We start from the raw sequence: 21,613 nt of genomic DNA, 5'->3' as shown, positions 1-21,613 counted from the left end.
TATAGTCTATACGCAGAACACAGGTGACCCTGCATATAACATGGCGTCACACATCTCTACTGTACGTTTTATTGCCGCAATATCATGAACCCGCACAAGCTGACAGCCCTGGGCAATCCCGAAGGCGACAGTAGCTGCGGTCCCCTCCAGGACATCATCTGCGGGCAGACCTAGGGCGGTACGAATGAATTTTTTGCGCGAAGTGGCCAGCAGCACCGGATATCCCAGCTTCGTCAGTGCGCCGAGGCCGGTCATGACCTGAAGATTCTCTGCATAGTCCTTGGCGAAGCCGATTCCCGGGTCCAAAATAATATTCTCCGGCTTCACTCCCGCTGCCAGCGCCAGGTGAATGCTCGCGCTCAGGTCATCCGTCATATCGCTGATCAAATCGTTATAATCTCGGTCATGGCGGTTATGCATCAGAATGATCGGACAGTCTGCCTGCGCAGCAACCGCCGCCATCTGCGGATCGGCCTTGGCTCCCCATACATCATTGATGATATGCGCACCGGCCTGAATCGCCTGGCGGGCGACTTCCGCCTTGTAGGTGTCTATAGAGAGGGGGAGATGCGGGGCGGCCTGATGGATGCGCTCAATGACAGGAAGTACACGGGCCAATTCTTCCTCAGCACTCACCGGCTGGTGACCCGGACGCGTGGATTCTCCGCCTATATCGATAATATCGGCACCCTCTGCCGCCATTTGCAACGCATGCTCTACCGCTCTATCCCGCTCTGTCCACAGGCCCCCATCCGAAAAGGAGTCCGGCGTCACATTGAGTATGCCCATAATCAGCGTGCGCTTGCCCAATTTCAGCTCGCTGCTTCCGCAGCGGTAAGTCCGCTCATAGATCATCGGCTTCATATCAGCATATCCGTCCTTTCTCTGTACAGCCTCATAAGTGCAGCCGTCCGCTCTCCACAGCGCCCGCTGCCTATGGTTACCCTCCGGTCCCCATTCCACAAGGTGCTCACCGGTACGATCTCCTGCACGGAATTGGTGAGGAAGATTTCATCCGCAGCCGCAAGCTGTTCCCAGCGGTAAAAGCCTTGTTCAGGCTGATGGCTGGCCGCTGCCAGCTCAAGCACCATTTCCCGGGTAATTCCCGGAAGAATCCCGGTGGAGATATCGGGGGTATAGAGCTGCTTATTGGAGATAAAAAAAATATTACTCACAATCCCTTCGGCGACCTCGCCCTGTGCGGTGAGCATCAGTCCCTCGGCTCCTCGCTCTGCGGACGGATAACCGGCCAATTCACGTTTTGCCAGAATGTTGTTCATATAGTGCAGCGATTTGAGTCTTACCGGGCCCTCCGGGGTATTGCGTCTGTGGTTCAGGAGCTGAAGTTCTTTGCCTTCCGTATAAAGGCTGGTTGGCGTGACCGGCAGGGCTTTGATATAGAGCAGCTGATTAGGCTGCTTATAGGCTGCGGATGGCAGACCCAGAATATCCTCGCCCGCCGTAACTGTGTAGCGGATATATGCCTCACTAAGCTCATTCTTGTCCATTACAAGCTGAATCCATTCCCGCAGCCCTTGTATATCCGGCTCGAAGGGAATGCCCAGCTGGCGGCAACCCTCTGCCATTCTGCTCAGATGGCGCTCCAGCAGGAAGGGCTGCCCCCCATAGGTGCGGAAGGTCTCGAACAGGCCCATGCCGTACAAAAAGCCGTGATCCAGAGCGGAGACCACGGCGTCTTTGGCGTCGACTGCTTTGTTGTTAAGTCCTATATATTTCATGCCGGTTCTCCGGCTCTCCGTTTCAGGAAATTGCGCAGCATGGTATGACCGTGGTTCGTAATGATCGACTCGGGATGGAACTGTACCCCTTCAATCGGGTATTCCTTATGCCGCAAGGCCATAATCTCGCCTTCAGCGGTCTCGGCAGTAATCTCCAGGCAATCCGGCAGACTCTCACGTTCCACGATCAGTGAATGATAGCGTGTCGCTGTGAAAGGAGACTCCAGCCCCTCAAACACGGAGGTGCCGTTATGATGGATGGGCGAGGTTTTGCCATGCATCAGGCGTTCAGCGCGGATGACATTACCGCCAAAAGCCTGTCCGATGGCCTGGTGTCCGAGACATACGCCGAATATGGGGATGATGCCCTTGAAATGCTGCAGCAGCGCAAGGCTGATGCCTGCCTCATTCGGTGTGCAGGGTCCCGGAGAGATCAGAATATGATCCGGGGCTAATGCTTCTATCTCCTCAATGCTGATCTCATCGTTGCGCGCTACCTTAACCTCTTCCCCCAGCTCACCCAGATACTGCACCAGGTTATACGTAAAGGAATCATAATTATCGATGACCAAGATCATATTGCGCTTCCTCCTTCGGTGCCGAGGGCAGCCCGCTCTTCCTGCTCGCGTTCACTGCAGAGAATGGCTTTGACTACCGCTTTGGCTTTGTTGTGGCATTCCCGGTACTCCCGGTAAGGGTCTGAATCGATCACAATTCCCGCACCTGTCTGAATGTAGCCGATTCCGTCCTTCACTGCGAGCGTGCGTATGATTATATTTAATTCCATATTGCCGTTATAGTCAATCCAGCCCATAGATCCCGTATAGGGTCCCCGGCGGACCGGCTCCAGCTCTTCGATGATCTCCATGGTGCGCACCTTGGGCGCGCCCGTGATGGTGCCGCCGGGGAACAAGGCGGCAATGACATCATACGCATCCCTGCCGGGTGCGATGATCCCCTCAACCTGCGAGACGAGATGCATGACATGCGAGTATCGCTCTACGGTCAGCAGCTCCGGCACGCTGACCGTTCCGTAGGCGGCGACACGGCCGATGTCGCTGCGCTCCAGATCGACAAGCATAATATGCTCGGCGATCTCCTTCTCGCTCCCGCGCAGCTCCGCCTCCATGGCGGCATCCTCCGCGGGAGTGTGGCCCCGCCGCCGGGTGCCGGCAATGGGGCGGGCGCTGACCTTGTCCCCGTGCAGCTTGACGAGCAGCTCCGGCGAGGCGCTGGAGAGCGCGAAGCCGGGCGTGCGGAGCAGCCCCATGTACGGGGACGGGTTGAGTCTACGGAGCCATTCGTAGACTTCCTCGGGTGTAGACTTGAGCTGCGCCTGCTGGCGCAGCGAGAGGTTCACTTGGAATACATCTCCGGCACGGATGTATTCCTGGACCTTCAGCACAGCCTGCTGGAAGGGTGCGGCAGAGAAATCCGAGCTCATGCCGGGCCACTCGCCGGTGATCTCGGCCTCGCCCTCCACCCTGCGGGTAAGCCCGGCGTACCTTGCAGCGGCTGCTTCTTCCGGCTCTGCCGGTGCGTAGAGAAGGCTCCACTGCTCCAGCATGCGCTCCGCACGGTGCACAGCAGCCTCATACAGACTCCTTAGCCCATCCAGGTTACCGCTGGATACAGTATCCGGCACAGGGATATGAACTGCACAGTAGAGCTGCTGCTCCTGCTCATCGTAGATCCACACTTCTTCCAGTCTCATGAACAGATAATCCGGAAACTCAGGGTTGTTCCTGGCAAGCGACGGCAGCTTCTCCAGGGAACGGGCCACATCATAGCCAAGAAATCCGATACAGCCGCCGGTGAACGGCGGCAGACCGTCAACCGGCAGGCGGGGAGACGTATATTCCCTCATCCATGCCTGCAGCACTTGCAGCGGCTGGCCTTCCGTTACGGCAGACTCTATATGCCCCGAAGCCTTGGCTCCGGGAGTATAGCTCTCCGCAACGGCTCCCCGGCCTTCGATGATCGAGACAGGGCTCAGGCCAAGATAGGTGTAGCGCCCGCCCTTGCCGCTCTCCAGGACAACCGAATAGGGGGAAGCCTGTTCCCAGGCCTGCTTCCAGCTGCGGGGCAAGCCTTGGTTGTCCTGCCGTTTCCTCAGGATCAGGGGAAGGACGCTCCAGGCCTCATCTGCCTCTGCCCACTGCTCCCAGTCCTGCCAAGCCGTTAAGATCTCCACAACCATTCTCCCGTCTCATCGATAGTTTATTGCCTGTCAGTATACTGTACATAGGGTTACTTTGAAAAGCCCGCAATTCTTATAAATGCTTATTATCCGAAAAAAGAGCCTGCGGTATCCCTGTGAAAGCGGATAGGGCAGGCTCTTCGTAAGAGCTGAATTCTCAGCAATTATACTTCAAAGTTATAGAGCGGAGTGCTCAAGTAACGTTCGCCGTTGCTTGGAATGATGACAACAATTTTCTTGCCTGCGCCAAGTTCCTTCGCTACCTTCAGTGCAGCAAATACAGCCGCACCGGAGGAAATGCCGGACAGCACGCCTTCTTCCTTGGCTACGCGGCGGGCAGTTTCGAACGCTTCATCATTCTCAACATGAATAATCTCATCATAGATATTCTGGTTCAGAATTTCTGGCACGAAGTTAGCGCCGATACCCTGAATCTTGTGCGGGCCCGGTTTGCCTCCAGCCAGAATCGGTGAAGCCGCAGGTTCTACCGCATAGATCTTCACGCCCGGATATTGACTCTTCAGCACTTCACCTGCACCGCTGATCGTTCCGCCTGTGCCGACACCGGCAATGAATGCATCCAGCGGGCCGCCTACGGATTCAATCGCTTCAACGATCTCCGGTCCAGTGGTCTCGCGATGGATCTTCACGTTAGCCTTGTTCTTGAACTGCTCCGCAAGGAAATAATCCGGATTCTCGCTCAGAATCTGCTCGGCCTTCTTGACCGCACCGTTCATTCCTTCCGATCCCGGAGTCAATACGAGCTCAGCGCCGTAAGCGCGCAGCAGGTTGCGGCGTTCAAGGCTCATCGTTTCCGGCATAACAATAATAGCCTTGTAGCCTTTGGCAGCTGCCACAAGCGCCAGGCCGATCCCTGTATTACCGCTGGTCGCTTCTACAATCGTGCCACCCGGCTTCAGCAGGCCCTCTTTCTCAGCCTCTTCTACGATGCTGATGGCAATACGGTCTTTCACACTGGAGCCTGGATTCTGGTATTCCAGCTTCAGGAAGATCTCTGCCGAGCCTTCCGGAACAATCCGGTTCAGGCGGACGAGCGGTGTGCCACCGATCAAATCTGTTACACTGTTGACGACTTTAGCCATGAGTAAAAACCTCCTTGGAATGATAAATGAATTAGGGTGCGGAACTTATGAGAGATGCTATCAGCATATATTACCGTAGCCCCCGGTTCACAATGCCTGGGTAACTAACAGTTGTAATTGTACCGCTTAATATTTCCGACTAAATCAGTAGGTTTTATATTTAATTTCATATTATCAATCTTGCAGGCTGTTGTCAATATATATTGCTGTATCATATTTGGCCCGTAATTCACGCTCTACCTGCTGCAAGGGCGCTGCCTGCTCCAGTCTCAGCTGCTGGCCGATCATCCGCCGCAGTTCCTCCTGATCCGGCTTCACAGGATCAATCAGCTTCTCCAGACGGATCACAGCATACCCCCCGTCAACCTGCAGCGGTCCTGCGATATCGCCATTCTCCAGCCCGGCTGCTGTCTCCAGCAGCTCCTCAGGCCAGAACGGGTCCTTCTCCTCGACCGTTCCGATACTGCCGCCATGCTGGCGGCTCTCCTCGTCGATCGAGACCTCACGGGCCAGCTCTGCAAAATCCTCACCCCGCTCCAGGCGATCCATCACTGTAATGGCCTCGTTATAGGTGGAGGTCTGGATGATAGAGAGCTGCATTTGCTTGCGGGGCATGAATCTCTCGCTATTTTGCTTCAGATAATCATCAATTTCCGCATCACTGACCGCAATGCCGGCCGTTGCTATGGCCTGGAGCGTCAGCCGGTATGCCGTCTCCTCACGCAGCTCCTGACGGGATAGTCCAAGCTCAGACTGCATCTGCTGATAATATTGCTCCTCCGAGCTGTAACCGGACATTCCCCGCTTCAGTTCCCGTTCAATCTCATCATCCGTGACCATAATTCCCAGAGCTGCGGCTTCCTTGCCCACCACGATATGATTCAGCATGCTCAGCAGCACTTCTTCCCCGTGCTTCTTCTGAAGCTCCTCTATCCATTCCTGTTCCGTGACCGGCTGTCCTCCGGCAGCAGCGACATCCGAGGCTTCTCCTTCAGCCGTTTCTGCCTTCAGCAGTGCCATGGCACGCAGGCTCCAGAATAATAGCCCTCCCAGCACCAGCGTTGCCACGGCAAGTAATATAACGGCATTGCGCAGCGCGCGCTCCTGTCTTGTCACCATTTCATAGCCCTATGACTTCGCTTGATCGAGGATTACCTGCAGTTCATCCTTGTTAAATACATAGCTCTCATTGCAATAATGGCAGACGACTTCTGCCGTATCATCTTCTTCGATCAGCCGTTCCAGCTCGTGCTCACCCAGACTAACCAGAGTCTGCTCAATCCGTTCCCGTGAGCACTGACATACAAACCGGACCTCCAGCTCATCCAGGATCACAGCATCCGGCAGCAGCAGCCGCAGCATTTCCTCAGGCTCAAGCCCCTGATCCAGCACGGACGTAACCGAAGGCATGGCTCCAACCGCTTGCTCAACCTCGGTAATCTCCTCATCGGTCAGGCCGGGCAGCAGCTGAATAATAAAGCCTCCGGCAACTCTGACTGAATTATCGGTCTCCACCAGCACTCCAAGTCCTACAGCAGCAGGCGTTTGCTCCGAGAGGGCAAAATAATAGGTGAAATCCTCACCCAGCTCTCCTGAAACGATAGGCACACTGCCGCGGTACGGCTCCTTCATCCCCAGATCCTTGCTGACATCAATGAAGCCTTCCGTGCCTACCGCCCCTGCAACATCCAGCTTGCCCATGCTGTTGCTTGGCAGATGAACATGCGGATTGTGCACATAGCCGCGAACTTCTCCCAGGGCATTGGATTCAGCCGTAATCTGCCCGAGCGGACCGTTTCCTTTGACCATAATCGCAAGCTTCTCCTGCCCCTTGAGCATGGCCCCCATTATAGCTGCGGCAGTAACCGTACGTCCAAGCGCTGCCGTAGCCGTCGGATACGTATCATGTCTGCGCCGCAATTCATCGACAAGCTCAGTGGTACGGACAGCGAACGCTCTGACTTTTCCGTTCATCGCCGTCCCCCGGACCAGCCGGTCCTTCTTATTATCCATTGGGTGCATACTCCTCCTATCTCTCTCTTCTGTATAGGTTCATCTTTATGATTATTTGTTACGGTTGTAAATAATGCGCAATCCTTCAAGCGTCAGCATCGGATTAACCTCATCGATACATTCTGTCTCACTGGCAATCAGTGAGGCCAGCCCTCCGGTAGCAATAACCTTGAGAACGGGAGCGTTCATCTCCTGCTTGATGCGTCTGACGATACCCTCAACCTGACCGGCATAGCCAAAAATGATTCCCGCCTGCATCGCATGTACGGTATTGCGCCCGATTACCTTCTTGGGCTTCTCCAGCTCAATCCGGGGCAGCTTGGATGCACGCAGATAGAGGGCCTCCGTGGAAATGCCCAGACCCGGCACGATAGCACCGCCCAGATAGTTGGCCCCGGCATCAATGCAGTCGAAGGTGGTTGCCGTGCCGAAATCAACGACGACAAGCGGACATTTATACTGCTCAATCGCCGCAACCGCGTTCACAATCCGGTCCGCCCCCACTTCGCGCGGGTTCTCATAACGCAGATTAAGCCCGGTTTTGATACCAGGCCCCACAAGGAGCGGGTCCTTGCCGATGAATTTGACACACATCTCTACGATAACCTGCACGAGCGGCGGAACAACCGAGGAGATGATGACCCCCTCGACATCCCTGAACGAGAGATTCGACATGCTGAACAGATTATGAATCATCACACCATATTCATCGACAGTGGACCCGCGGGCAGTGCTCAGCCGGAAATGGTGCAACAGCTCACTGCCCCGGTAGACGCCCAGTACGATGTTCGTATTGCCGATATCGACGACAAGTATCATCAGAGGGCTCCCTCCTTCTTGCCATTCAGATCCAGGCTGATATCGAGACTCGCGAAGGAATACGTCAGCCGTCCTACCGAAATCACATCCACACCCGATTCAGCAATGCCCCGGACCGTCTCCAGAGATACATTGCCCGATGCCTCAATGGTGACATGCTTCGCCTTGGTCCGGATTCTTCTCACGGCTTCAGCCATCTGCTCAGGAGACATGTTATCGAGCATAATAATATCAGCTCCGGCCGCCAGCGCTTCCTCTACCTGCTCCAGACTCTCCGTCTCTACTTCAATGGTCATGGTGTGCGGGATATTGGCACGGGCACGTCCTACTGCCTGACGGATGCCGCCGGCCCCCTTGATATGATTGTCCTTAATCATTACCGCATCATACAGACCGTAACGGTGGTTGGCTCCGCCGCCAATGCGAACTGCATATTTCTCCAGCATCCGGTGACCCGGTGTGGTCTTGCGGGTATCCACCAGGCGGGTCGGCAGCCCTTGAAGCTTCTCAACAAAAGAAGCCGTGCGCGAGGCCACACCGGATAAACGCTGCATCAAGTTGAGGGCAAGCCGTTCACCCGTCAGGATGGCATGAGTGCTGCCTTCTACCTCAGCAATCACAGTGCCCTTGGAGACCGCTTGTCCTTCCTGGACCAGCGCCGTGAATACGAGCCCAGGATCAACAACCTCGAATACCAGCTCAGCCACGGGGATTCCACAAATAATCCCGTCTTCCTTGGCATGGATGATTCCCTTGGACTCATGCCCGGCTGGAATGGTAGTACGGGTAGTAATATCCCCCGAGCCGACATCCTCCTGCAGCCAGCCCTTAATAGCCTTAAGCAGATCTTCATTGTATCCGTTAAACATCATCACTTAATTCCTCCACTATTCCAAGTTCGCGAATCTGGAGCAGATGCTTCTGCCACTGTGCGTCACTGCGCAGCGGATAATCCTCACGATAATGCGCACCGCGGCTCTCCTCCCGTGCCAGGGCCGATTCAGTGATCAGCAGACAGCATGTAAGCATATTGGCGAACTCGTATTCTTCCCGTGTTGTCAGTTTGGTCTTAAAAATCGGCAGCTGGCGCTTTATCTCATCCAGGCCTTTGTTCAGCATTTCCCGGTTCCGCCGCAGTCCGGCGTACCGCACCATAGCCTTTTGAAGCTTCAACCGCCGTTCAACAATAGCCTGTGCAGGAGCTTCTACCCTTGCCTGATGATAGGCTGAGGGTAGGTTATCCCGGTGAAGCGGCGGCAGCTGGCGGATTCGTTCAATGATCCGGCGGCCGAACACAACAGCTTCCGACAAGGAGTTGCTGGCCAGCCGGTTGGCACCCTGCACACCAGTAGATGATACCTCACCGCAGGCAAACAGGCGGGCAACCGTGCTCTCTCCGCTCAGGTCGGTCTTCACGCCCCCCATCATATAATGCGCAGCAGGAGCCACCGGAATCCAGTCACTTGTAATATCCAGCCCGTAGCTCATGCAGGTTGCATAAATGGTCGGGAAGCGGTGTTTAACCATATCCGCCGGTTCATGCGTAATATCCAGATAGACAAAGGTGGATTTGGTCAATTCCATCTCGCTTACAATGGCACGGGCAACAATATCCCGCGGGGCCAGCTCCTGCAGCTCATGATAACGTTCCATGAACCGCTCACCGTTAATGTTCCGCAGCACAGCGCCTTCTCCCCGCACAGCCTCCGAGATCAGGAAGCGCGGAGCGCCAGGATAGCTGAGTGCGGTCGGATGAAACTGAATGAACTCCATATCCCGGATATGGGCACCGGCACGATAGGCAATGGCTACCCCGTCTCCGGTGGCCACCTCAGGATTGGTCGTGTAACGGTATAGCTGTCCTGCTCCGCCGGAGCATAGGATTGTTGCATCTGCCTGCAGGAATAACCGCCCGCCGTCAGGCCGCTGTACAAGCGCTCCCAGACACTCTCCGTCCTCCGTAATCAGGTCAACGACATAATGGTCATCCCAGGTCTCAATATTCTCATGCCGGGCAGCCTGTTCAGCGAGTGCGCGGACAATCTCATATCCTGTAGCATCCCCATTTGCATGTAAAATACGGCGGTGGCTATGTGCCCCCTCCTGGGTTAAGGCCAGTACACCATTCTCCTTATCGAAAATAGTGCCAAGCCGGATCAGTTCGCGGACGCCTTCGGGTCCTTCATTGACCAGCACATCCACAGCCGCAGAGGAGTTCAGTCCCGCGCCGGCCATCAAGGTATCCTGACGGTGATACGCCGGCGAATCATCCTCCGAAATGACGGCCGCAATTCCGCCCTGGGCATACCGTGTGTTGCTCTCCATTACGGTCTTCTTCGTAATCATAATAACCTTCCGGTCTTCGCTGGCCTTGATCGCTGTGAATAACCCGGCAATACCGGAACCAATGACCAGGCAGTCTGTCTTAACTACAGGAAGTCCCTGAAGATCAAAATCAACCAAATATTGTGGAATCATGACCGCTTTTCACCTGTTTCAACGAAAGAGTAGCGCATGCTACCGGACTTGTAGCATGCGCTCTAGGGATGTTCTGGCTTTGTCGGCGACTGCAGGCGGTACATAGATCTGCGGCTTCATCGTCTCCAGGCATTTGACCAGCTTTTTCAAATTATTTACCTTCATATTAGGACATACCAGGAATTTGGTAGCAAAATGAAACTCCTTATCCGGGCTATCCAGCCTTAGCTGATACCCGGTTCCATCCTCAGTTCCCACAATAAACTGCCGGCGGTCCGATTTCCGGCAATACTCCAGAATTGAGGTAGTGCTGCCCACATAGTCCCCCATTGCCACGACTTCCGGGCGGCATTCGGGGTGTACAACAAATTCAGCTTCCGGGTATTTGGCTCTCATCTCCATGACATCCTTGACGGTAAGCATGTCATGAGTATTGCAATAGCCCTCCCAGATAATCAGCTTCTTGCCGGTCTGATCCTGCACATATTGACCCAGATTCTTATCGGGCACCCAGATGATTTCTTCAGCATCGAGTGATTCGATCACCTTCACCGCATTCGCTGAGGTGCAGCAAATATCTGTCTCCGCCTTGATCTCTGCAGAGGAATTGATGTAGGTTACTACCTTCGCACCCGGATGCTGAGCCTTCAGCTTGCGCAGCCCATCCACATTGACCATGTCAGCCATCGGGCAACCTGCACGTTCGTCAGGAATCAGGACCGTCTTGTTCGGCGCCAGAATCTTGGCACTTTCCCCCATGAAATGAACGCCGCAGAATACGATTACATCTGCCTCTGTCTCCGCTGCCTTCTGGGCCAGCAAAAACGAGTCTCCCCGGAAATCGGCGACTTCCTGAATTTCATCACGCTGATAATAATGAGCCAGAATAATAGCATTCCGTTCCTTCTTAAGCTGTTCGAGGCGCACACGAAGTTCACGATTCTGTTCCTGCTTGCGCTCAAGCGCCAGAGCTTCCACGGTCAGTCTCCCCCTTATGTCATCATGGCTTGCCGCCAGTACATTTCTTATAAATGATAAATTTAATATTTATTCACTAATGTACACAACGTTCCACCCCCTGTCAATCCAAGCGGGTGCTCTGTTTCAGAGAGAAACCGGAGGACAAGTTGCCGTGTGAAACCTGTGCATGCCTGTATTCAAAAGAAAAGTCCGGAGAACCAGTGGTTCTCCGGACTAGATTACACAATTTGCTGCGGTACAGCTTAGACCAGGCTTCCGCCGCCCTTATTCCCGTCATCCGGTCCGTTGCCCTCTTCAGGGTCCGGCTTGTTTGGAATATCCTTGGACAGGTCTAATGGGGATTCCTCGCCAGTTTTGCCTTGAATCCGGACACGCACATCACCGATGGAATCAATAATCGGCTCGCCCGCTTCATTGGTAATGGCGTCGCCTTCTTCTGGCTTGCCATCCTCGCTCAGGTAGCCTTGCTCAATCAATTCTGTGATCTGATCAAGCTCCAGCGTTTCCTTCTCAAGCAGGGTGTTGGCAATCAGGTGCATTTCCTTGGAATGCTTGGTCAGCAGCTCTCTGCAGCGCTCATAGCTGCTGCGGATAAGGTTCTGCATTTCCTGATCAATCTCATAAGCAATGGAGTCACTGTAATTCTGTTCATGTCCGATATCCCGGCCCAGGAAGACTTGGCCTTGGGTTGCACCGAACTGCAAGGGCCCAAGCTTATCGCTCATTCCATATTCCATAATCATCGCACGCACAATGCGCGTAGCCTGCTGGAAGTCACTATAAGCGCCTGTGCCGATTTCGCCAATGAACATTTCTTCAGCAACGCGTCCACCAAGCAATCCGGTAACCTTATCCAGAAGTTCTTGCTTGGTTACGATCATCCGGTCTTCCTTAGGAAGCATAATAACATATCCGCCGGCACGGCCACGCGGGATAATGGTAACCTTGTGAACCACATCAGCATGCTCAAGGAAGTACCCGGCAATGGTATGGCCTGCTTCGTGATATGCGACAATCCGCTTCTCGCGGTCACTGATGACGCGGCTGCGCTTCTCGGTACCGACGATGACACGGTCAATCGCTTCATCCACTTCACGCATCGTAATGTCCTTGCGGTTACGGCGTGCAGCAAGCAATGCCGCTTCGTTGAGCAGGTTCTCCAGATCGGCACCGGTGAAGCCGGTAGTACGCTTGGCGATAACGTCAAGTCTTACATCCTTGGTCAGCGGTTTGTTGCGGGAGTGAACCTTCAGTACAGCTTCACGGCCCTTCACATCTGGGCGGTCAACCGTAATTTGACGGTCGAAACGGCCCGGACGGAGCAGCGCCGGGTCAAGAATATCTGCGCGGTTGGTAGCCGCGACAATGATAATGCCTTCGTTGCCGCCAAAGCCGTCCATTTCAACGAGCAATTGGTTAAGGGTCTGTTCCCGTTCGTCATGTCCGCCGCCAAGTCCTGCGCCGCGCTGACGTCCCACAGCATCGATCTCATCGATAAAGATAATACAAGGAGCGTTCTTCTTCGCGTTCTCGAACAAGTCACGTACGCGGGATGCGCCGACACCGACGAACATTTCCACGAAGTCGGAACCGGAGATGCTGAAGAACGGAACGCCTGCTTCCCCTGCAACTGCACGGGCCAGCAAGGTTTTACCTGTTCCCGGAGGACCTACAAGGAGTACCCCCTTCGGAATCCGGGCACCTACCGCTGCGAATTTGCGGGGGTCCTTGAGGAATTCAACAACCTCAACCAGCTCTTGCTTCTCTTCGTCAGCTCCTGCAACATCCTCGAAGCTGATCTTCTTCTTCTCTTCATTATATAACCGGGCCTTGCTCTTGCCGAAGTTCATCACCTTGCCGCCGCCGCCCTGTGCATTATTGAACAGGAAGAAGAACAGGATGAACATGATGACCAGTGGAATCATGGAAGAGAGGAATGTCAGCCAGATGCTGTCACCTTCCATTTTCTTTTGGCTAAGTTCTATGCCGTTCTTATCGCTGGCATCCACAAGCTCGTTAAGGGCCTCGTCTGTAGGAGGAACATAAGTGGAGAAATTCTTCGATTTAGCCTCGGGTGGCAGCTCTTTATATTCGCCAGTAACCAGAAATGCATTCCCCTCAAACTGAACCGTCATGCTCTTCACATTATTGTTCGAGATCTCCTGCCGCAACTCATCATATCTAGGGAGATCGGCGGATTCATTTCCATTGCTTACAAACTGGACTATGCCCACCACGACTAAAAATAAAATCAAATAAAAACCAGAATTCCGGATGAACCGATTCATCCCCTACCTCCTCTCGCAACGCTCAAGTTATTGTACCATAGCCTGACCGGACTCCTCAAATTGTCAGGAAATCCAGAAAAGTGATCCGTAGATCTAAGGCTGTCGGGTAGTTCATTTGGTGTAAATCTCAGGCTTCAGTACACCGACATAAGGGAGGTTCCGGTACAGCTCGGCATAGTCCAGTCCATAGCCTACAAGGAATGCATCAGGAATCACAAAGCCGGTATACTGGGCTTCAAGATTCACGGCACGGCCCGAGGGCTTGTCGAACAGAGTGACTACATTGACAGAAGCGGCATTGCGCCCCTGCAGCATGTCAATCAGATAGCTGAGTGTAAGGCCACTGTCGATAATATCCTCGACAATCAGAACATCACGGCCTTCAACCGATGTGTCCAAATCCTTGATGATTTTGACTACGCCGGATGATTTGGTTGTACCGCCATAGCTGGATACCGCCATGAAGTCCATTTCAACGGGTACTGTAATCACTTTAACCAGATCCGCCATAAAAATAAACGCACCTTTGAGTACACAAATCACTAAAGGTGTGCGGTCTGCATATTCCTTGCTCAGCTGGGCGCCAAGCTCCCTGATTCTTTGTTGAATTTCTTCTTCGCTGATCAAGATTTCCTGAATATCATTCTGCAACTTGCGAACCTCCTAAGATATACTTATGAAAGACTTACTTCGGCCATTACGATTCTTCGCCCTGTTCCATGTCTTCCAGGGTCAGGAGCAGAACTGAGGCCGTGTGCCGCCCAACTGCGGCATGCACCGAGCGCCTTACGCCCGGAATCCAGACGATATTGCCGAGTGCATCACATACGAGGGGAATTGCAGGCCGTTCGGAAGAAGGTATTTTATCATCAATGTAAATATCTTTTACCTTTTTGCTTCCGTTTAATCCCATAACCCTTATGGTATCTCCAGGCAACCGGGAACGAATGGTGAGCGGCAGGACAAGATCGTCCCCGTCAAACCAAGCCGAGTTCTTCCCGTAATCCTCCTCCTGTGCAGAAAAAACTTCCCCCGCAAGCCCCCTCATCGTCATAACCTTTCCTATCTCCATCAGCTTAATCCGGGGATGAGTCAAAGACAGCAGGTATGTATAGCTTACCTGCCGGGTCAAGGGCTTGGACGAGAACACAATGGTATCATATTGCCGCACGCAGACATAACCGCCACCCATATCCAGCGTCCAGACGGTAGGGTATTCCTGCAGCGTTCCCCGGCGTACTGCTTCAATCTTGGAAAAATCCATGAATGATGAATCCGCCGACAGATAATTTAATATTAGTTTAATCAAACGCCGTTGTAAAGCGGAGGGTATGGCCGCAAAGGCAGCTCTTTTCAAGGTGTATTTTCCATGCTCGGTGAAAACCAGCTCATCAAAGCATTTTGCCGCATTCGCCTCCATATATTCATCTTCCGCCGAGGCAATTTCAGCCAGTTGCAGAAGCGATTGTCTCACTCTCGGATTATGCTGCTCCAGCATAGGGAGCAGCTCCAGCCTGACTGCATTCCGCTTGTACTGCGTCAGGAGGTTGGTCGCATCCTCCGCATAAGCTAAGCCCTCTTCTAGGCAAAAGCCGACAAGAGCCGTTTTGTTAATACGCAGGAAGGGGCGGATGAGTTCCACCTTTTTTTCGGTCCGTTTCCAGCGCATGCCTGCAAGGCCCGAAGGCCCGCTCCCCCGCAGCAGCCGCATAAGCACCGTCTCGGCCTGATCGTCTGCATGATGGGCCAGCGCTACCGAGCGCGCCCGGTAACGGTGTGCGGTAGCAATCAGGAACTGGTAACGCTTCTCCCGTGCAGCCCCTTCCGGGCCAAGCCCGCTCTCCTTAATAATGGACGGAATATCGAATTCGCCCAGCTCGAAGGGAATGCCCAGCTCGGCCGCGAGGTCCCGGACCAGCTCTGCTTCCTCAACCGATTCGGCTCTGAAGCCGTGATTGACATGGGCGCAGATCAGCGTCAGCGGCATCCGGGTCAGGGAGATCTCATGCAGAATACGCAAAAGAGCCACAGAGTCCGGCCCTCCGGAAACTGCGACTACAATGGTGTCATGCGGCGCCCACAGCTCATATTCAGCCGCAGCCTCCATTACGGATTCCACCAGTTCCTTCCTGTGCTCCATAGGGGCTTCCTTTCCTGCCATCCCTTACACCGCCTGCTCCGGCGGTCAGCATCTTGTTGATTATGTACGATATCAGATCTCAGAAACGGAAAACCCAGTATAGCGTGAATGCCAGTAGAAATAAAGACAGCGCGAACGCATTTTTGAGCCAGCGCGGAGTCGCCATCGTCTCGTGTCCGCTCTTCCGTCCTCTGTAGATGTGGCTTCTCCAGATCTCTGCTGCCTGCGCGGAACCGGGGAAACCGCCTTTAAGCGCGAGGCATAGCCAGGAGGACAGCTTCTTATCCGGCAGCTCCCGGGCCAGCTTCATCAGCTCCTCTACGCTCCTTGTCTGCGGCAGCTGCTGGGCGGCAGACTTCAGCCCTTCTTCATTAAGCAGACGCAGGCACAGGACGGCAAAAGCAAACAGGTCATAGCTCTGGTCGCCTGTCCGGCTGCCGGCATTCCAGAATCCGCGGTCATGCCATTCTGTGAACTGCTTCACGCTCCGTCCGATGGGGCTTGCCCCTCCGTAATCAATCAGCTCGGCTTCCCCGTAGCTGGATACCATGACATTCTCCGGCTTCAGGTCCCCGAACACGAAGCCGCACTCATGCAGCGTCTGCAGCTTCTCCAGAATCGTCATTCCGACAAGCCCCAGCCAGGAGGCACCGTTCCTGGACAGGAAATGGTGCAGCGGCCTGCCTTCCACATAACGCATTACATAAAAGGGAGTATGGTCCCGGTCCTTGAAATCATCCGATTCCAGCAGATAGGAGGATAGCGGCGATTCCTTGCGGGCCCGGTGCTCGCTGCGCTTTCGGCAGGACTGCAGAGAGGTCAGCACGTTAATCTCAGACTGCAGCTCCAGCGTATCGTATCCGATCTTGAGCGCATACCGCTCCCGTCTGCCTTCCCGCTGCACCAGATATACGGTTCCGTTTGCCCCCTTCCCCAGTACACGCTCCACGACATAACGGTTCCCCCGCCATTTGCCGGTAATTACTGTGCCTGCCGGATAGGATGGATTAGACGACATACCCATCAATCATCCCTTCTCTTGCCCCGTCATCTTCCCCTGGAAGATAATTACGATGTTCTTCCAGTTTATCATAACGGTAATGTTCCAGCACCTTGAAAATAGCTGGCCCGGTCGGCGTAGCCCCCCGCATCTTCAATCTGGAAAAGAGGGAGCGGACCTCGGACACATTCCGGGTCCAGTCGATATCCAGCATGGCATCCTCACTGCCGGAGCGTCCGGGAAAATGGAACACGGCAATCTCGCTGCGCCCTTCCCGGGCCTCCAGACTGAGCGCCAGATCACGGATGGCATCCTCCACCGCGCCAAGCTTCGGCTTCATACTGGCGCTTGCATCAATTAAAAGCGCTATGCGTAGCGGCGAGGTCTCGGTCAGCTCATCGACCACGGTAACCACCTGTGAACGCTGCTGCGGAGGCAGCTCCGCCAGTGAGCCGTCGCCGAGAATTTTTTGCACCTCTTTATTAACCGCCTGCTGAATGGTCTGAACCACCGTCTTGCGTGTCATCATCTGAATGGTCTGGGCCAGCTGCGGGGTTCCCACGATCCGGCTGATCCCGCCCCCTGCCTTGGCAATATCGGCAATCTCCCGGCTGCCCAGCTCACCGATGGTTCCATAATCTACGACCCCTACAACATTGACCGTGATGCCCTCCTGACGGGCGTGTGCTGCCGCCAGCACCGGACTCTCCCCCACATTCGAACAACCGTCCGTGATCAGCAGAATTTGTTTCATGACCGTTCCTCCCTTCCTTGTCTAGTTACTAGCATTGCCAAGGTTGAGAGATTTCAAACGCCGCTTAACGCTTAAAGATTAGATCTGAATGAGCTCGTAAAAAAGAGTCTCTGCGAGAATTTTGGGCCTTCGATCGCTGTTGTCTTCCGATTTCTTGATTTTTTGTACCGCAGCTCGCGGTTGAAATCGGAAGACAAAGGCGAACGCTTCGCTTCTACGGCTCCAAAATTCTCTCCGTTCCGTTTATTTTACGATAAACCTTCAACCTCAACTTTCGTCCGCTAACCAGCAGCGGTTGAAAAGGAGAGGAGCAGGGGCTGGCGAGTGACTGGAATGCACTCGCCGAATAGTTTAAAGACAAGACCCGGATTTTCAGCACTGACTTTGCTCTCGGCTCGCTCAAATCCAATAATCCTGCCTTAAATGCAACATTCCTTCCATCAATCCACTCAAATAACGAAATTGTTGCACAAAAGGCAGGAATCCTCCTCCTTGAAGCAGATTAGTGTAAAAAATCTTGCAATTCATGCAGCAATCCACTCCAACACCCAGGTATCTTCAGCATCAGGCTGCATTTCGTACAACATTTTCAGCTTACTCATCCAAATAGACTAATTAGTTGTCAGGTCAATGGCTTACTGCGTTAGCTAACCGTACGCGGACGCTCCATCCGGCCCACGCCGGGCATATGCAGGCTGGACCATTCCGGGTGGTAATGATCCACACGGCTGACTACGATGGTCATATCATCATGGACCTCATTGCCCTGATAGCGGATTACCTTATCCAGCAGCTCGTCCGCCATATCCTGCGGGTCATCACCCTCCAGCTCCTGAATCAGACGTTTCATCCATATCTCCTTATTAACGGCATAACCGGGCGCATCATAAATACCATCGGTCATCATAATGAGGATATCACCGGGGCGAAGCTGCATGGTGACCAGATCCACCTCGATATCTTTGATGATGCCGATCGGCAGATTGCTGGCCGTCACGGGGATCACCTCGCTGCCCCGCCGGATGAAGCTCGGAGCGGAAGCAATCTTCATGAAGATGGTCTGAGCCGAATACTGGTCGATCAGCGCCATATCTACTGTCGCATAGAATTCATCCGGGGAGCGCAGCAGCAGAATGGAGTTAACGGATTTCACCGCCAGCTTCTCATCCATTCCCGATTGCAGCAGCTTCTCTAGCATAGATAACGCAGCGCTGCTCTCCATCCGGGCCCGCTCCCCGTTGCCCATTCCGTCACTGATGGAGACGGCAAAGGTGCCGTTACCCAGCTCCACCGTACTGAAGCTGTCTCCCGACAGCATATCGCCTCCCATTGCGGCGGCAGCTACGCCGGAGCTTATCTCGTAAGCCTTCGCCGAGCCAAAGGTCACCATCGACAGGCCCTCGCGGGGATGGACGGCGGTCTCACTGACCACTGCGATATTCTCCTCCAGAATATCTGAGAGCAGCGGGGCGATCATTTTGCGGCATTCATCGAAGCCCCGGGTGTAGGCATGCACGACTTCAATCTCTACCCGGCCGGGATCGAGACTCAGAATCTCAATGCTGTGAATGGAGAGGCCCAGCTTCTCCAGCGCCTCCCGGATCTGGCTCTCCTGCCGGTACATCGCCTGCCCTTCCCGCTTAATCTCCTTCGCCAGGTCCTCCATGACCTGCGATACGCCGGATAATTGCTCGGCCACAAATTGGCGGCTGTCGTATATTTGCCGCTTCCAGCGCATATCATGCTGGTATAGCTCATATTGGCCCTTCATCACCTCAAGAACCTCCCCCGTCCTGCCGCAGATCCGGCTCCACTCCGGCGGCAGCTGGGCAGCGGTAATGTCCGGGCACTCCTCGACCGTGGTCATCATGTCCGTCATATACCTGTAGGTCTGATAGAACTTGGCATCCCAGCAGTGGGTCCGCCGGATGCATCCGGCGCAGGCTCCCTCTGTTACCGTATTCATAAAGTCCTCCATCTCACGGTCGCTTTTGCCCGCCTCTGCGGCCCGGGGAATCTGCCCGAAGCTGCTGGAGAGCTGCTGGAATACCTGCGAGAACTGGGTCACCCGGTCTGCTGTAATATCCCGGACCCTCCGGGCATATTCATGCTGGGAACGGCTGTGATCGGCTGTGCCTGGTACATATTTGGCAATGGCAGTAATCATCCCCTTAGGTGTTAGAAGAAACAATACTACAGCTGCACAGGTCTCCCAGGTAGAATTCATGACATCGCCCGGTCCCATGAAGTATACGGAGAGAATCGTTGATCCCAGCAGCATCCCGATGGAGACCGCCCCTTTGCGTCCGGACTGCATCATACCTGCCAGCATCCCGGAAAAGGCCAGGAGGCTCATTTGATAGATGGCTCCGATATCGGCCAGACTGAGAATTAGTCCGGTCACTACACCAACCGCAGCACCAAGCGGCGCTCCTCCGGCCAGGGCAAAGATCAGAATCAGAAACCGCGATAAAACATGCTCCAGCGATAGACCGTTAATGGTCCAGCCGACAAGGCCGGTCATGACGGAAGCCAGCAAGATGATCAGACAGAGTACCTCCTCATTGCGGAGTGCCCTGCTTTTCTGCTTATAGGTGAATAAAGGAAGCGCCTGCAGGAATACAAGCGTCAGCACGAATCCGAGTATGGCATCAATGGCCGCCATCATCAGCGGATACCACGTGAGCGAAGGACCGATAACGACCTGGAACAGTCCCACCATAAACGAAGCTACGAACACCATCAGAGGGGCATAAGACAGATCCACCCGCTGGAAGTTCTCCAGCCCTTTGTAGATCAGATAAAAAATAATCAGCTCTGCCGCAACCACGATGGCACCCGGAAACGGGGTGAAGAGACTGCCGAGCACGATGGCTGCGGCCACAGGCAGCATGGAATCCCTGCGCATAAATACAATGACGGCGAAATAAGCAGCAGCAAACGGGGTAAGCTCATCCAGGATCATAGCCCGTCCCAGCAAAAAGCCCATAAGGCTAAGCAGCAGCACCCACTTCTTGACCGCGATGAACTGGATAACCGGCAGCTTGGTGCCCCACGCCTTCAAGCGCGTACCTAAGGCTTCTTTCTGATTTTTGTCTTTGCTTCCTGCTCTTGTCCACTCCGGCAAATTCACCACATTGCTTTTACTCATTCCATGCACCACCCGTTTATGAATTTTATGGTTCTCATTATATAGCGGGGGTCTTAAGAAAGTTTGTCAGAAACGGAGAGCAATCTGTAAAAAATTTCCGACAAAAAAGCCTGTCCCGACATTCTGTGGAAAAGCCTCCCAATCCCATACGGGGTAAAAGATCGGCTGCGGACTGCCGCAGTCAGACTGCCGGTTGCAGGTAGTGGCCGCGCGGACATTCGTCAGCGATTGCCCTAGAGTTATGTGAGAATGGCATAGATGCTGTCGGCAATTTGTTCAAAGCCCGACAAAAATAGCCGGACGCAACAAAAAAACCGCGAAGGGCGAAACGCCCCTGCGGTTATTTATGATGTGCAAGACTCAGATTATACGCGCTTGGCTCCACGGCCGCCGCGCTTTCCTTCTGTGTTCTTCTTGATCGAAGATATCCGTTCTTCGCTGTCTTTCAGGAAGCGTGACATTTTATCCTCGAATGAAGGTTTACCGGCTGCAGGCTTGAATGGACGCCCACCCCGTTCACGATTGAATCCACCGCCGCCTCCGCCACTGCCGCCACCACCGCCGAAACGGTCTCCACCGCTTGGACGTTCAGGTCTTGGAGCTCTGGGGGGACGTACTTCCGATGCCGGCTTATCAACGGCTTGCTTAATGGAAAGTCCGATCTTGCCGTCCTTGTCAACATTGATCACCTTAACGGTTACTACATCCGCAATCTTCAAATGATCGTTAACATCCTTGACGTAGTTATCGGCGATCTCCGAGATGTGAACGAGACCTGTGACACCTCCTGACAGATCCACAAATGCTCCGAAATGCGTGATGCCTGTCACCTTGCCCTCTAACTTGGTGCCCACTTCAATTGCCATAGAATAAAATGATCCTCCCTTAAAAATATACAGACGAATATAATGTCCATCCTGTCTGCGGTGATTTGATTATACAGTAAA

At 54.0% G+C, this 21,613-nt stretch carries 18 protein-coding genes; all 18 read right to left on the bottom strand.

All coding sequences use genetic code 11. The features are described 5' to 3' along the window. Nucleotides 1–6: 6 nt before the first annotated feature. The gene (folP, locus tag MKY86_RS32250) at nucleotides 7–864 is read right to left on the bottom strand and encodes a dihydropteroate synthase (RefSeq protein ID WP_076082830.1); all 858 of its coding nucleotides are present in this window, start codon (nucleotides 862–864) and stop codon (nucleotides 7–9) included. Then, complete coding sequence (locus MKY86_RS32245; protein ID WP_076082826.1) at nucleotides 861–1,739, bottom strand: aminotransferase class IV; 879 nt, start codon at nucleotides 1,737–1,739, stop codon at nucleotides 861–863. Before MKY86_RS32245 ends, folP begins: the two co-directional genes overlap by 4 nt. After that, nucleotides 1,736–2,317, bottom strand: coding sequence for an aminodeoxychorismate/anthranilate synthase component II (gene pabA, locus MKY86_RS32240; protein ID WP_076082822.1), 582 nt, complete (start codon nucleotides 2,315–2,317; stop codon nucleotides 1,736–1,738). The genes MKY86_RS32245 and pabA overlap by 4 nt, the downstream gene beginning before the upstream one ends. After that, nucleotides 2,314–3,939, bottom strand: a complete 1,626-nt coding sequence (locus tag MKY86_RS32235) for an anthranilate synthase component I family protein (RefSeq protein WP_076082817.1) — start codon at nucleotides 3,937–3,939, stop codon at nucleotides 2,314–2,316. The genes pabA and MKY86_RS32235 overlap by 4 nt, the downstream gene beginning before the upstream one ends. Before the next feature lie 164 nt (nucleotides 3,940–4,103). Continuing rightward, nucleotides 4,104–5,042 (bottom strand): cysteine synthase A, encoded by a 939-nt coding sequence (gene cysK, locus MKY86_RS32230; protein WP_036723922.1) that lies wholly within the window; start codon nucleotides 5,040–5,042, stop codon nucleotides 4,104–4,106. 174 nt (nucleotides 5,043–5,216) lie between these two features. Continuing rightward, nucleotides 5,217–6,161 (bottom strand): peptidylprolyl isomerase, encoded by a 945-nt coding sequence (locus tag MKY86_RS32225; RefSeq protein WP_083685576.1) that lies wholly within the window; start codon nucleotides 6,159–6,161, stop codon nucleotides 5,217–5,219. A 9-nt stretch (nucleotides 6,162–6,170) separates the two neighbouring features. Beyond that, nucleotides 6,171–7,055 (bottom strand): Hsp33 family molecular chaperone HslO, encoded by an 885-nt coding sequence (gene hslO, locus MKY86_RS32220; protein ID WP_076082813.1) that lies wholly within the window; start codon nucleotides 7,053–7,055, stop codon nucleotides 6,171–6,173. A gap of 51 nt (nucleotides 7,056–7,106) precedes the next feature. After that, nucleotides 7,107–7,874, bottom strand: a complete 768-nt coding sequence (locus tag MKY86_RS32215; protein WP_036723925.1) for a type III pantothenate kinase — start codon at nucleotides 7,872–7,874, stop codon at nucleotides 7,107–7,109. Next, complete coding sequence (nadC, locus tag MKY86_RS32210) at nucleotides 7,874–8,746, bottom strand: carboxylating nicotinate-nucleotide diphosphorylase (protein ID WP_036723928.1); 873 nt, start codon at nucleotides 8,744–8,746, stop codon at nucleotides 7,874–7,876. The genes MKY86_RS32215 and nadC overlap by 1 nt, the downstream gene beginning before the upstream one ends. After that, entirely contained in the window at nucleotides 8,736–10,352 is a 1,617-nt protein-coding gene (gene nadB, locus MKY86_RS32205) for an L-aspartate oxidase (RefSeq protein WP_076082810.1), read from the bottom strand. Before nadB ends, nadC begins: the two co-directional genes overlap by 11 nt. A 39-nt stretch (nucleotides 10,353–10,391) precedes the next feature. Continuing rightward, nucleotides 10,392–11,330, bottom strand: coding sequence for a quinolinate synthase NadA (nadA, locus tag MKY86_RS32200; RefSeq protein WP_036696456.1), 939 nt, complete (start codon nucleotides 11,328–11,330; stop codon nucleotides 10,392–10,394). A gap of 245 nt (nucleotides 11,331–11,575) precedes the next feature. Then, complete coding sequence (gene ftsH, locus MKY86_RS32195; RefSeq protein WP_076082807.1) at nucleotides 11,576–13,621, bottom strand: ATP-dependent zinc metalloprotease FtsH; 2,046 nt, start codon at nucleotides 13,619–13,621, stop codon at nucleotides 11,576–11,578. A gap of 111 nt (nucleotides 13,622–13,732) precedes the next feature. Next, complete coding sequence (hpt, locus tag MKY86_RS32190; protein ID WP_036696450.1) at nucleotides 13,733–14,272, bottom strand: hypoxanthine phosphoribosyltransferase; 540 nt, start codon at nucleotides 14,270–14,272, stop codon at nucleotides 13,733–13,735. A 46-nt stretch (nucleotides 14,273–14,318) separates the two neighbouring features. After that, nucleotides 14,319–15,782: a tRNA lysidine(34) synthetase TilS gene (tilS, locus tag MKY86_RS32185; protein WP_445668024.1), complete on the bottom strand. Its 1,464-nt coding sequence runs from the start codon at nucleotides 15,780–15,782 to the stop codon at nucleotides 14,319–14,321. Between the two features lie 58 nt (nucleotides 15,783–15,840). Further along, on the bottom strand, nucleotides 15,841–16,779 hold the full coding sequence (locus tag MKY86_RS32180) for a serine/threonine protein kinase (RefSeq protein WP_445668081.1): 939 nt from the start codon (nucleotides 16,777–16,779) through the stop codon (nucleotides 15,841–15,843). After that, entirely contained in the window at nucleotides 16,769–17,515 is a 747-nt protein-coding gene (locus tag MKY86_RS32175) for a hypothetical protein (protein WP_036723943.1), read from the bottom strand. The genes MKY86_RS32180 and MKY86_RS32175 overlap by 11 nt, the downstream gene beginning before the upstream one ends. A gap of 643 nt (nucleotides 17,516–18,158) precedes the next feature. Continuing rightward, nucleotides 18,159–20,666 (bottom strand): stage II sporulation protein E, encoded by a 2,508-nt coding sequence (spoIIE, locus tag MKY86_RS32170; RefSeq protein WP_076082799.1) that lies wholly within the window; start codon nucleotides 20,664–20,666, stop codon nucleotides 18,159–18,161. Nucleotides 20,667–21,031: 365 nt separating this feature from the next. Further along, on the bottom strand, nucleotides 21,032–21,532 hold the full coding sequence (locus tag MKY86_RS32165) for a S1 domain-containing RNA-binding protein (RefSeq protein ID WP_036696437.1): 501 nt from the start codon (nucleotides 21,530–21,532) through the stop codon (nucleotides 21,032–21,034). Between the last annotated feature and the right edge of the window lie 81 nt (nucleotides 21,533–21,613).

The organism is Paenibacillus sp. FSL R7-0333 (assembly GCF_038000365.1).
In the GTDB taxonomy this organism is placed as follows: Bacteria; Bacillota; Bacilli; order Paenibacillales; family Paenibacillaceae; genus Paenibacillus_AQ; species Paenibacillus_AQ silagei.
The sequence above is the reverse complement of the archived record's forward strand: the minus strand, read 5'-3'. Positions and strand labels throughout refer to the sequence as shown.